The organism is Clavibacter lycopersici (genome assembly GCF_003576405.1).
Taxonomy (GTDB): Bacteria; Actinomycetota; Actinomycetes; order Actinomycetales; family Microbacteriaceae; genus Clavibacter; species Clavibacter lycopersici.
In genome coordinates this window covers 1-11,363 of record NZ_QWGT01000076.1, presented here as the reverse complement: position 1 = coordinate 11,363, position 11,363 = coordinate 1, and the positions used below count along the sequence as shown (strand labels likewise).

General features: G+C 72.6%; 11 protein-coding genes. 7 read left to right on the top strand and 4 right to left on the bottom strand.

All coding sequences use genetic code 11. The annotated features are described in order from the left end of the window. Together DZG00_RS07190 and DZG00_RS07185 are read right to left on the bottom strand one after the other, a co-directional pair. On the bottom strand, positions 1 to 970 hold a 970-nt coding region (locus DZG00_RS07190; protein ID WP_119455489.1), incomplete at its 3' end, for a dipeptidase. Positions 971 to 977: 7 nt separating this feature from the next. Continuing rightward, positions 978 to 1,982: an aldo/keto reductase gene (locus tag DZG00_RS07185; protein ID WP_119381646.1), complete on the bottom strand. Its 1,005-nt coding sequence runs from the start codon at positions 1,980 to 1,982 to the stop codon at positions 978 to 980. Between the two features lie 59 nt (positions 1,983 to 2,041). Between DZG00_RS07185 and DZG00_RS07180 the strand changes: the two genes are divergently transcribed. The 7 genes from DZG00_RS07180 to DZG00_RS07150 all read left to right on the top strand — a co-directional run bounded on the left by DZG00_RS07180 (position 2,042) and on the right by DZG00_RS07150 (position 8,328). Continuing rightward, complete coding sequence (locus DZG00_RS07180) at positions 2,042 to 2,449, top strand: hypothetical protein (RefSeq protein ID WP_119381645.1); 408 nt, start codon at positions 2,042 to 2,044, stop codon at positions 2,447 to 2,449. Between the two features lie 82 nt (positions 2,450 to 2,531). Next, complete coding sequence (locus DZG00_RS07175) at positions 2,532 to 4,715, top strand: alpha-galactosidase (protein ID WP_119381644.1); 2,184 nt, start codon at positions 2,532 to 2,534, stop codon at positions 4,713 to 4,715. Positions 4,716 to 4,925: 210 nt separating this feature from the next. After that, positions 4,926 to 5,321, top strand: coding sequence for a hypothetical protein (locus DZG00_RS07170; RefSeq protein ID WP_119381643.1), 396 nt, complete (start codon positions 4,926 to 4,928; stop codon positions 5,319 to 5,321). A 69-nt stretch (positions 5,322 to 5,390) separates the two neighbouring features. Then, positions 5,391 to 6,188, top strand: coding sequence for a hypothetical protein (locus DZG00_RS07165; RefSeq protein ID WP_119381642.1), 798 nt, complete (start codon positions 5,391 to 5,393; stop codon positions 6,186 to 6,188). Continuing rightward, positions 6,185 to 6,961 (top strand): hypothetical protein, encoded by a 777-nt coding sequence (locus DZG00_RS07160; protein WP_119381641.1) that lies wholly within the window; start codon positions 6,185 to 6,187, stop codon positions 6,959 to 6,961. The genes DZG00_RS07165 and DZG00_RS07160 overlap by 4 nt, the downstream gene beginning before the upstream one ends. Then, positions 6,958 to 7,662 (top strand): hypothetical protein, encoded by a 705-nt coding sequence (locus tag DZG00_RS07155; protein ID WP_119381640.1) that lies wholly within the window; start codon positions 6,958 to 6,960, stop codon positions 7,660 to 7,662. Before DZG00_RS07160 ends, DZG00_RS07155 begins: the two co-directional genes overlap by 4 nt. A gap of 21 nt (positions 7,663 to 7,683) precedes the next feature. After that, entirely contained in the window at positions 7,684 to 8,328 is a 645-nt protein-coding gene (locus DZG00_RS07150) for an ABC transporter ATP-binding protein (protein WP_119381639.1), read from the top strand. Positions 8,329 to 8,355: 27 nt separating this feature from the next. On the opposite strand, the gene DZG00_RS07145 is transcribed toward DZG00_RS07150, so the two are convergent. Together DZG00_RS07145 and DZG00_RS07140 are read right to left on the bottom strand one after the other, a co-directional pair. Then, the gene (locus tag DZG00_RS07145) at positions 8,356 to 10,548 is read right to left on the bottom strand and encodes an ATP-dependent Clp protease ATP-binding subunit (protein ID WP_119381638.1); all 2,193 of its coding nucleotides are present in this window, start codon (positions 10,546 to 10,548) and stop codon (positions 8,356 to 8,358) included. Between the two features lie 64 nt (positions 10,549 to 10,612). Next, the coding region (locus DZG00_RS07140; protein WP_147359949.1) for an NAD(P)/FAD-dependent oxidoreductase at positions 10,613 to 11,363 on the bottom strand (751 nt) is incomplete at its 5' end.

The window sequence follows — 11,363 nt, the reverse complement described above, 5'->3', positions numbered from 1 at the left end:
CCTCGCGGATCCGCTCGACGTGCCGCACGACGTCGGCCAGCGTCGCGCGCGGCCGCTCCCCCGGGCGCCGGGCGGCGACGGCCTGGACCCCCTCGTGGTCGCGCGGATCCACGCCCTCCGCCACGGCCAGCGCGAGCGTCTCCTCGTGCCACTCCGCGACCGCGGGCGACACGAACTGCGGCACGAACGTGGCCATGCAGACGCCCCCGTTCGCGGGCAGCGCGGCGAGCACGTCGTCGGGCACGTTCCGCGGCACGTCGCACTCGGCCCGCGCCCCGGAGTGCGAGAACAGCACGGGCCGGCGGGCGATCCGCAGCGCGTGCCGCATCACGTCGGCCGACACGTGCGAGAGGTCGACGAGCATGCCGATCCGCTCCATCTCCGCCACCACGCGCTCGCCCGCCGGGCTCAGCCCGTGGTGCACGGGCACGTCGGTCGCGGAGTCGGCCCAGGCCACGTTCGCGTTGTGCGTGAGCGTCATGTACCGGACCCCGAGCGCGCGCATCGTGCGCAGCGCACCGAGGGATCCGCCGATCGAGTGGCCGCCCTCCATGCCGAGCAGCGAGGCGGTGCGGCCGGACGCGACGACGCGGTCCACGTCGTCCGCGGTCACGGCGAGCGCTAGCCGGTCGGGGTGCGCGGCGACGATCCGGCGCACCACGTCGATCTGCTCGATGGTCGAGCGCACCGGATCCACGCCCGGGAGGTCCGGCACCCACACCGACCAGAACTGCGCCGCGACCCGGCCGCGCGCGAGGCGCGGCAGGTCGGTGTGCAGCCCGGGCACGGCGTCCTCCACGGCGAGGCGCGCGATCACGTCGTCGACGACCGACGCGCTCGGCCCACCATCCCGCACCGCGCGCTCGCGGAGCGCCCAGGCGAGGTCGTCGTGTCCGTCGACGATCCCCTGCTCGTCGAGCAGGCGCGCGACGCGGTCGGCGAGGGCGGAGGGGACGGGCGCGCCGGTCATGTGCGGATCAGCGCCCGGTGCCGTCGACCGCGAGCGGCTCGATGGCCGCCAGCTCGTCGTCGGTGAGCGCGGGAGCGCCCGCCGCGGCGACGTTCTGCTCCAGCTGCTCCACGCTCGACGCGCCGATGAGCGCGCTCGTGATCCCCGGGTGCCGCAGCACCCACGACAGCGCGAGCTGCGCGAGCGTCTGCCCGCGACCCTCGGCCACGGCCTGCAGGCCGCGCGCCCGCTCCAGGTACACGGACGAGACGGCGGACTCGTCGAGGAACCCGCTCGTGGCGGCGCGCGAGTCGGCGGGGATGGATCCCGACAGGTACCGGTCGGTGAGCAGCCCCTGGGCGAGCGGCGAGAACACGATGCAGCCGGATCCCGCCTCCTCGAGCACGGGCAGCAGCCCGCCCTCGACGTGCCGGTTGAACATGGAGTAGCTCGGCTGGTGGATGGTCAGCGGCACCTTGTGCTCGGCGAGCGCCGCCACCGCGCGCTCGGTCTGCTCGGGCGAGTAGTTGCTGATGCCGGCGTAGAGCGCCTTGCCCTGGTGCACCGCGGTCGCGAGCGCGCCCATGGTCTCCTCGATGGGCGTCTCGGGATCCGGGCGGTGCGAGTAGAAGACGTCGACGTAGTCGAGGCCCATGCGGCCGAGGCTCTGGTCGAGCGACGCGAGCATCGACTTCCGGGATCCCCACTCGCCGTAGGGGCCGTCCCACATGAGGTAGCCGGCCTTGGAGGAGATGACGATCTCGTCGCGGTACGGGCGGAGGTCCTCGGCGAGGATCCGGCCGAACGCGGTCTCGGCGCTGCCGGGAGGCGGGCCGTAGTTGTTGGCGAGGTCGAAGTGCGTGATGCCCAGGTCGAACGCGCGGCGCACGATGGCGCGCTGGGTGTCGATGGGGCGGGCGGTGCCGAAGTTGTGCCAGAGGCCGAGCGACAGCTCGGGGAGCTTGAGGCCGCTGCGGCCGGAGCGGCGGTACGGCATGGACGAGTAGCGATCGGGATGAGCGACGTAGGTCATCCGGCGAGCGTACCGAGGGCGCGCGGCCGTCCCCGCGCGCGCGGCGGACCCTGTACCCGATGATCGCCCGCGGCAACCCCCTAGGCGGCACCGGCGGCAGGGCATTCACTGGATCCGTGCACACCATCCACTACGCCGACGGCCGCTACCTGACGGGCGACGACATCGCCGACGCCGTCGTCGAGTGCGCGCAGGCGCTCGCCCGCGAGGGGATGGCGGCGGCGACCGTGACGGTGCCGGTGCGGCTGCCGGAGGGCGGCGTGGGCTCGGTCGACATCCTCATCGGCCCGGCCAGCCAGATCGTGGTGGAGCCGGCTGGCCCGTCGGAGGACGAGCTGCGCGACCCGGAGGCCGTGGACCGGATCCGCGCGCTCATCGTGCGCGCCCGCCAGTCGCAGTCCGCCACGAGCGTCACCGCCGACCGGCAGGACGGCACGGCCGTCCCCGGGCTGGAGGACCTGGACTGACGGCACGCCCGCCTCCTCGGCGCGCGCATCCCGTCGGCACGGGAGGATGGGGGCATCCCACCCGCATCGACGCAGGAGAACCATGCCCGACACCGCCGTCCCCTCCGCTCTCCTCCACCTCCGGGCGTCCGGCGTCTCGCTGGTGCTCGACCTCACCGGGGGCCGCCTGCCGGCCGTGCTGCACTGGGGCGCGGACCTCGGCGCGACCACGGGCGCCGACCTGGAGGCGATGGCCCTCGCCGCCGTCGAGCCGATCGTGGGGAGCATCGCGGACGAGCCCATCCGCCTGGGGATCCTGCCCGAGGCCCACACGTCGTGGATGGGCAAGCCCGGCCTCGAGGGCCACCGCGACGGCGCCGACTGGTCGCCGAGGTTCCGCGTCACGTCCGCCACGGTCGACGGGGATCCGCTGCCCGCCGGCGTCGACGGCCAGCCCGGATCCGCATCCGCAGGCCCCGCCCTCGTGCACGTCGACGCCGTCGACGAGGTCGCGGGCCTCGGCCTCGCGATGGACGTCGAGCTGCTGCCGTCCGGCCTCGTCCGCACGCGCGCCGAGGTCACGAACCTGGGCGACACGACCTACTACGTCGGCGGCGTGAACCTCGCGCTGCCGCTCCCGGCCGAGGCCCGCGAGATCCTCGACTTCGCCGGACGCTGGGGCCTCGAGCGCACGCCGCAGCGCCGCGAGCTGGTGGTCGGGATCCACGAGCGCGAGGGCCGCAAGGGCCGCACCGGGCCCGACGCCGCCACCCTCCTCTCCGTCGGCACGCCCGGCTTCGGCTTCCGCCACGGCGACGTCCGCGGCGTGCACGTCGCGTTCAGCGGCAACCACCGCCACTACGCGGAGCGCCTGTCCACCGGCTTCCAGGTGATCGGCGGCGGCGAGCTGCTGCTGCCCGGCGAGGTGCGGCTCGCGCACGGCGAGGCGTACGCCAGCCCGTGGGTCTACGGCGCGTTCGGGCACGGCCTCGACGACCAGGCCGCGCGCTTCCACCGCCACCTCCGTGCCCGCGACACCCACCCGCGCCGCGACCGGCCCATGACGATCAACGTGTGGGAGGCCGTCTACTTCGACCACGACCTCGCGCGCCTGACGGATCTGGCGGATCGCGCCGCGGCCCTGGGCGTCGAGCGCTACGTGCTCGACGACGGCTGGTTCCGCCACCGCCGCGACGACCACGCGGGCCTCGGCGACTGGTACGTCGACGAGACGGTCTGGCCGGACGGCCTCGCGCCGATCATCGACCACGTCACGGGCCTCGGCATGGAGTTCGGCCTCTGGTTCGAGCCCGAGATGGTGAACGAGGACTCCGACCTCGCGCGCGCCCACCCCGAGTGGATCATGGCCACCGGCGGCCGCCTCCCCGTGCGCGCCCGCGACCAGCAGGTGCTCGACCTGGCGATCCCCGAGGCGTACGCGTACGTGCTCGAGCGCATGACCGCGATCCTGACCGAGGACGACATCGCGTACATCAAGTGGGACCACAACCGCGATCTCGTCGACGCCGGCATCCACCCGCGCGGCGAGGCGGGCGTGCACCTGCAGACGCTCGCGGCCTACCGCCTCATGGACGAGCTGAAGGCGCGCTTCCCCGACCTCGAGATCGAGTCGTGCTCGTCGGGCGGATCCCGCGTCGACCTGGGCATCCTCGAGCGCACCGACCGCGTCTGGGTCTCCGACTGCATCGACCCGCTCGACCGCCAGCAGATGATGCGCTGGACCATGCAGCTCCTGCCGCCCGAGCTCCTCGGCTCCCACATCGCGTCCGGGGTCAGCCACACGACAGGTCGCGCGCACCGCCTGGCGTTCCGCGCGGGGTCGGCGCTCTTCGGCCACCTCGGCATCGAGTGGGACCTCGCGCAGGCCACCGACGAGGAGAACGCGGACCTCGCCGCGTGGATCGCCCTCTACAAGGAGGAGCGCGCGCTGATGCACACGGGCACGGTCGTCCGCGCCGACGAGAGCGACCCGACGCTGCTCGTGTACGGCGCCGTCGCGTCGTCGGCGGACTCCGCGCTGTTCTTCCTGGCGTCGATCGGCCGCTCCGAGGTCTCCCCGCGCGGCCGCTTCCTGCTGCCGGGCCTGGATCCCGAGCGCCGCTACCGCGTGGAGCCCGTGCGCGTCGGCACCCCCGAGCCGGGCTTCACGGCGCCGGCCTGGTGGGACGGCGTCGAGCTGACGGGCCGCGCGCTCGCGGTCTCCGGCCTGCACACCCCGGGCATCCTGCCGGAGTCGATCGCGATCCTGCGGGTGACGGCGGTCTGATCCGCGTCCGGCCTGTGGAGGAACGGCCCGTGCTCGCGGAGCTCTCGCTACCTTCAGCGCCACCGGCGCTCCTGACGCGACGGTGACGAACCCCCGAGGCATCCTCCAGCACCAGGACCGCTGCATGATCCACGCACGCGATGACGCTGCCGATGACCTCGTGGTCGCCATGAAACGCCGCCACGCACCTCATCGCAGAAACGGATCCTCATGCGCATCACCACGAAAGCCCTTTCCACCGCCGCCCTCCTCTGCTTGTTCGTCGGAGCAGGAAGTGCCGCCTACGCCGGCACCTCTTCCTCGCATTTCGACGCCATCGTCCCCCGATTCCAGCAGCCGTGGGATTCTGCCGCCCAGACGAAGGAGTCGACCGGAGGGCAGGGCTTCGTCTCCTTCGACACGATCGGTGGGGACTACCGCATGAACGCGCGCATGTGCGATGACGGGAACGGCTCGTGCGGTGCGGAGCTCAAGGAGATCGGGCAGGGACAAGCTGCCCTCCCGGGCTCCCCCTTCTCGGCGGGGTCTCGCGTGCACCTCCAGCTGCACGCCACCCCGTACAACTTCGTCCGAGTGGAGGCCATCGGCTCTTGGGCCAGCGACTGATCACCTGCGGAGCCCGCCATCGCGGGCTCCGCAGCTCATCGCGACTCCACGAGCAGGAGGTGGCGTGAGATGCTGCGCCTCGCAGTCCACCGAGCCATCGGTCCCGCGCAGATCGTCAGCGCGTCGCTCCTGCCCGCTCTCGCCTTGATCTCCGTGTTCCACAGCATGGAGCATTCCCGGGTCGTCGACCGCTACGGGGTGTTCGCGTCGGGCATGCTCTCGCCGTCGCTCATCCTGATGCCGCTGATCGTCACGCTGCTCACGTGCGTGAGATTCTCGTCGGAGCTGGCACATCGCTTCATCAGCCTGCAGCAGACCCGCTGCGACGCGCGGCTCCTTCTCGCCACTCGCTACGGGACGGCGGTGGTGATCGGCTTCTCCCTGGCTTTCCTCTTCTCCTTCGTCTCCTATCTGACGGCATTCCACATCTGGCCTCTCCTCGGCGACCCGGGGATCGATCCGACGAGTTACATGCTCACTCCGGAGCAGGCCGTGGAGCACACCCAGCAGGAAGAGGCGTTCGGCACCGTCCTGCGCTTCGGCGACCTCCTGTTCGGTCTCGTCTACTCGAGCTGGTTCGGCTTCTGCGGCGCGGTGTACGCCGCCATGGGCATCACCGCCTGCCTGCTCGTCCGGAATCGGTTCCTGGCGCTCGCTGTCCCAATGCTGGTCGTCTTCGGCGAGACGTTCGTCGCGGAGATCCTGGGACACCCCGTTCTCGCCCTCTACTTCTCCGCGGTGCCGTTCGGCCTCTCCTTCTCCGACGACGCGCAGGTCGTGCTCCCCCACCTCGTCCTCGCGGCCGCCGCCGCCGTGGTAGCGGTCATCGCCGTCCGGCGGGTCCCGTTCGGCGGCCGGCTCTCGTGAGCTTCCTCGACCGGATCACGAGCATCCCCGCGCTGATCCTGGCCGCTCTCGCCGTCGCGTCCGGCGCGTACACGCGATCCTTCGAGCTGACCTCCCCTACGGGCGTGCAGCTCACCCAGACGAAGCTGATGCTCGACGAGGTGACGGACACCCGCTTCCTCGCGAACGTCGTGCTACTCGCCTGGCTCGTCGCGCTCGTCATCCGGGCGCCCGTCGACGCGATGCCCGACCGTCTCATCCGGCACGGCAGCTACCGCTACGCGATCCTCGCCGCATGCCGCGACGGCATGGCCTGGGCACTCGCGATCGTGCCGCTCCTCCTCGCGGCGATGTACGTCACCGCGCTGGGACTGCCCTTCGCCGACGACGGCACGCAGGGGATCGAGGGCTACAGCGCTGCGCAGCAACGGCCGGGGTGGCCGTGGCTGGCGCTCGTGCTCGGCACCATCGCGCTCGCAACCGCCCTCCTGCTCGTGACCCAGGTCATCGCGCTCGCCCTGCACATCGCCGTCCCGATCCGAGGACTCGACATCGTCTTCGCCGTCGCGGTCGGGATGCTCGCGCTCCTCTCCGCCGCCGGGGTGGTCGATGCCAGCTCGCCTCTGAACCTCAGCCACCTCACGACCGCTCAGACCGTCGCGGCCGACCCCGGCGCCGCGATCGGCAGCTGGGCGGCCGTCACGATCGCGTGCGCCACGCTCCTCCTCGCGGTCCGCGCGAAGGACCGCACGCACCGCTCGCGTCCCGCGCTCCTCGGGCGGCGCAGGGGATGAGGGCCTGGATCGCGCTCGTCGCCGTGGTGGGCGCGTGCCTCGCCGGGCTCTTGGCGATGCCCGCCGATCCGCTCCTGGTCGACGACCTGCCGACGACCGCCGTCGACCGTCTCGCGTCCGCCCTCTCCGGCGACGGCACGATCCTCCACCTCCTCAGCGGACTCGTCGTCTACGGCGGCTTCGCGTTCGTCCTGCAGCTGCGGGAGTCCCACGAGGCGCGCGGCATGCTGCTCCAACGGCTCCTGCGGTACGGCTCGGCCACGCGGTGGGCCGCGGCGCGCACCCGGCGCCACGCCGTCGCGGCCGTCCTGTACCTCGCGGTCGTCGCCGCGCTCGGCCTCGGGTCCGCCGTCCTCACCGGATCCGGGCCCGTGCTCCCCGACCCGGATCGCCTGGTCCTCCTCGCCTGGCAGTACCTCCTCGTGGGCCTGCTCCAGCTCGGGATCTACTCGGCCCTCGTCCTCATCGTCACCTGGCTCGCGCGCGGTCCGGCCGCCGGGCTCCTCACCGTCGGCGTGATCGTCGCCGGCGGAGCGCTGCAGCTCGAGTCGCGGACGTGGCTGCCCGTCCAGCTCGCCGACCTCGCCGTGACCCGCGGCGGGTGGCCCGAGGTCGGCGACGCCACCGCCACGCTCGGCCTCGCGGTCGCGGTCCTCGGTCTCGTCCTCACCGGGCTCGTCGCCCGCACCCGCCCCGCCTGACCCACACCGACAAGGAGAACCATGCCGATCATCACCCTCACCGGCGTCACGAAGGGCTTCCGCGGCGTCACCCTCTTCGAAAGAGTGGACCTCGCCCTGGAACGCGGCCGCACCTACGGACTCGTCGGGCCCAACGGCTGCGGCAAGTCCGTCCTGTTCAAGCTGATCTGCGGCTTCCTTCGACCCGACGCCGGCGTCATCGACATCGATCCTGCCCTCCTCTCGCCGGGCCGCACCTTCCCGGACCGGTTCGGCGCGATCATCGACGGCCCGGCGTACCTCGCGCACCGCACGGGGCTGCAGAACCTGACGGAGCTCGCGGCGATCCGGAAGCGGATCACCGTGAACGAGGTGCGCGATGCCATGCGGGCGATGGGGCTCGAGCCGGAGTCCCGCACCCGCGTGCGCAGCTACTCCCTCGGCATGAAGCAGAAGCTGTCGCTCGCCCAGGCGCTCATGGAGCGACCCGAGGTGCTGATCCTCGACGAGCCGTTCAACGCGCTCGACGCGGAGAGCGTCGAGCGCCTCACCGAGGAGCTGCGACGCCAGCAGGAGGCTGGCACGACGATCCTGTTCACGAGCCACGAGCGCGAGCACATCGACGCGCTCAGCCACGAGGTGCTGGAGATCACGGGAGGACGGATCCGGCCCGCCGCACGCTCCTGAGGGAGGCGCCCGACGGGCCGCAGACGATCAGACCCCCGGCGCCTGGTCCCCCGGTTCGTCGCTCCACGCGCGGCTGACCGTGAGGCCCTCGCCGTCGGGCGCGAGGTCGACCCGCACGGCGTCGCCGTCGCGGATGTCGCCCGCGAGCAGCTCGCGCGCGAGGCGGTCGTCGATCTCGCGCTGCATGAGCCGACGCAGCGGCCGGGCGCCGTACAGCGGGTCGTGGCCGCGCTCGGCGAGCCAGCGGCGGGCGTCCGGCGTGACGCCGAGCGTGAGCCGGCGGTCCGAGAGCCGCACGCCGAGCCGGTCGATGTAGAGCTCCACGATCTGCGCGAGGTCGTCCATCGACAGGGTCTGGAACACCACGATGTCGTCCAGCCGGTTCACGAACTCCGGCTTGAACGTCTGCCGCACGAGCTGCTGCACGGCCTGCTCGCGCTGGTCGAGCGGCAGCGTGGCGTCGCTGATGAACTGCGAGCCGAGGTTGCTGGTGAGCACGAGGATCACGTTGCGGAAGTCGACCGTGCGGCCCTGCCCGTCGGTGAGCCGGCCGTCGTCGAGCACCTGCAGCAGCACGTCGAACACCTCCGGGTGCGCCTTCTCGACCTCGTCCAGCAGCACCACGGAGTACGGACGGCGCCGCACGGCCTCGGTGAGCTGGCCGCCCTGCTCGTAGCCGACGTACCCGGGAGGCGCGCCCACGAGGCGCGAGACGGCGTACTTCTCGCCGTACTCGCTCATGTCGATGCGCACCATCGCCTTCTCGTCGTCGAACAGGAACTCGGCGAGCGCCTTCGCCAGCTCCGTCTTGCCGACGCCCGTGGGGCCGAGGAAGAGGAAGGAGCCGGTGGGCCGGTCGGGATCCGAGATGCCGGCGCGCGTGCGGCGCACCGCGTCCGCGACGGCCCGCACGGCCTGCTTCTGCCCGATGAGCCGCTTGCCGAGCTCCTGCTCGAGGTGCAGCAGCTTCTCCGTCTCGCCCTGGAGCAGCCGGCCGACGGGGATCCCCGTCCACGCCGCGACGACCGCCGCCACGTCCTCGGCAGTCACCTGCTCGTTCACCATGCGGTCCTCCGCCGACGGCACCGACTCGGCGGCCTCCGCCTGCGCGACCTCGCGCTCGATCACCGGGATCTCGCCGTAGAGCAGCCGCGACGCCTTCTCCAGGTTCCCCTCGCGCTGGGCCCGCTCGGCGCGGATCCGCAGCTCGTTGAGCTCGTCCTTCAGCTTGCCGACGCGGTTGACGCTCGCGCGCTCCGCCTCCCAGCGGCGCTGGAGCTCGCCGAGGGTCTGCTCGCGCGCCTGGACGTCCTCGCGCAGCTTCGCGAGCCGGGCCTTGGACGCCTCGTCCTTCTCGCGCTTGAGGGCGAGCTCCTCGAGGCGCATGCGGTCCACCGCGCGCCGCAGCTCGTCGATCTCCACGGGCGACGAGTCGATCTCCATCCGCAGCCGCGACGCGGCCTCGTCGATGAGGTCGATGGCCTTGTCGGGCAGCTGCCGGGCGGGGATGTACCGGTTGGAGAGGGACGCCGCCGCGACGAGCGCCGCGTCCGTGATGGGCACCTGGTGGTGCGCCTCGTACCGGCCCTTGAGCCCGCGGAGGATCGCGACGGTGTCCTCCACGCTCGGCTCGCCGACGTACACCTGCTGGAACCGGCGCTCGAGGGCGGCGTCCTTCTCGATGTACTGGCGGTACTCGTCGAGCGTGGTGGCGCCGATGAGGCGCAGCTCCCCGCGCGCGAGCATGGGCTTGAGCATGTTCGACGCGGCGACGGATCCCTCGCCGCCGCCCGCGCCCATGAGGGTGTGCAGCTCGTCGACGAACGTGATGATCTCGCCGTCGGCGTCGTCGATCTCCTTGAGCACCGCCTTGAGCCGCTCCTCGAACTCGCCGCGGTACTTGGCGCCCGCGACGAGCGCCGCGAGGTCCAGCGACACGAGCTGCTTGCCCTTGAGCGAGTCGGCCACGTCGCCCGCGACGATGCGCTGCGCGAGGCCCTCGACGACGGCGGTCTTGCCGACGCCGGGCTCGCCGATGAGCACCGGGTTGTTCTTGGTGCGCCGCGTGAGCACCTGGCTGATGCGCCGGATCTCCGCGTCGCGTCCGATGACCGGGTCGAGCTTGCCGCTCTTCGCGATCTCGGTCAGGTTCACCCCGTACTGCTCGAGCGCGGTCTTCGCGTTCTCGTCGGTGGCGGGTGCGCCCTGCATGTTGGCCACTGCGTTCCCTTCGGTCGTACTTGAGTCGTGCTGGCTCAAGTTTACTTCGGGATAGGGCTCAGCGCTACCGGGCGGCGGCGGCCTCCTCGCGGACGGAGGCCGCCGCGACCGCCATCGCGACGTCCTCCGTCACCATCCCGGCGTTCGCCATCGCACCCGCCATGGTGCCCGCGGCCATGGCCACCGGCACGTTCGCGGATCCGCTCGACGCGTTGCCCGCGATGAGGAGACCCGGGACGCTCGTCTGCCCCATCGGATCCGCCGCGACGAAGGGCCCCCACGGCGTGTCCTCGGTCGTGGCGCCGAGCGCGCGGGCGAAGGCGTCCCGCGGGGCGACGCCGGGCATGGCGAAGAGCGAGTCGAGCGGGACGGTCCGGCCGTCGGCGAGCTCCACGCCCTCGAGCGCGCCCCGCTCGCCGAGCACGCGGACGACCGCGGCCTCCTCGACGCGGATGCCGCGGGCGTCGATCCCGGCGCGCGTCGCGGCGTCGATCGCGAGCGGTGACCCGTCAGCCGTGCCGCCCGCCACGAGGAAGGTGATGTCGGCGGACCACTGCCGCAGCATCTGCACGTGGTGGAGGCTGCCGGGCCCGGTCGCGAGCACGCCGATGCGGCGGTCGCGCACCTCGTAGCCGTCGCAGTAGGGGCAGACGACGACGCCCGCGCCCCAGTGCGCGGCGAGGCCGGGGACCTCGGGCAGGACGTCGGCGAGGCCGGTCGCGAGGATCACGCGGCGGGCCGTGACCTCGGCGCCGCCGTCGAGGGTCACGCGGAAGCGCGGGCCCGCGGGGTCGTCGACCGCGGCGACCGCCTCG

Bases quoted from the DNA above. Each gene is read 5' to 3' on its own strand.
- DZG00_RS07180 (WP_119381645.1), top strand. From the start codon at position 2,042: ATGATCGCCCGCGGCAACCCCCTAGGCGGCACCGGCGGCAGGGCATTC.
- DZG00_RS07165 (WP_119381642.1), top strand. From the start codon at position 5,391: ATGCTGCGCCTCGCAGTCCACCGAGCCATCGGTCCCGCGCAGATCGTC.
- DZG00_RS07175 (WP_119381644.1), top strand. From the start codon at position 2,532: ATGCCCGACACCGCCGTCCCCTCCGCTCTCCTCCACCTCCGGGCGTCC.
- DZG00_RS07185 (WP_119381646.1), bottom strand. From the start codon at position 1,982: ATGACCTACGTCGCTCATCCCGATCGCTACTCGTCCATGCCGTACCGC.
- DZG00_RS07170 (WP_119381643.1), top strand. From the start codon at position 4,926: ATGCGCATCACCACGAAAGCCCTTTCCACCGCCGCCCTCCTCTGCTTG.
- DZG00_RS07155 (WP_119381640.1), top strand. From the start codon at position 6,958: ATGAGGGCCTGGATCGCGCTCGTCGCCGTGGTGGGCGCGTGCCTCGCC.
- DZG00_RS07150 (WP_119381639.1), top strand. From the start codon at position 7,684: ATGCCGATCATCACCCTCACCGGCGTCACGAAGGGCTTCCGCGGCGTC.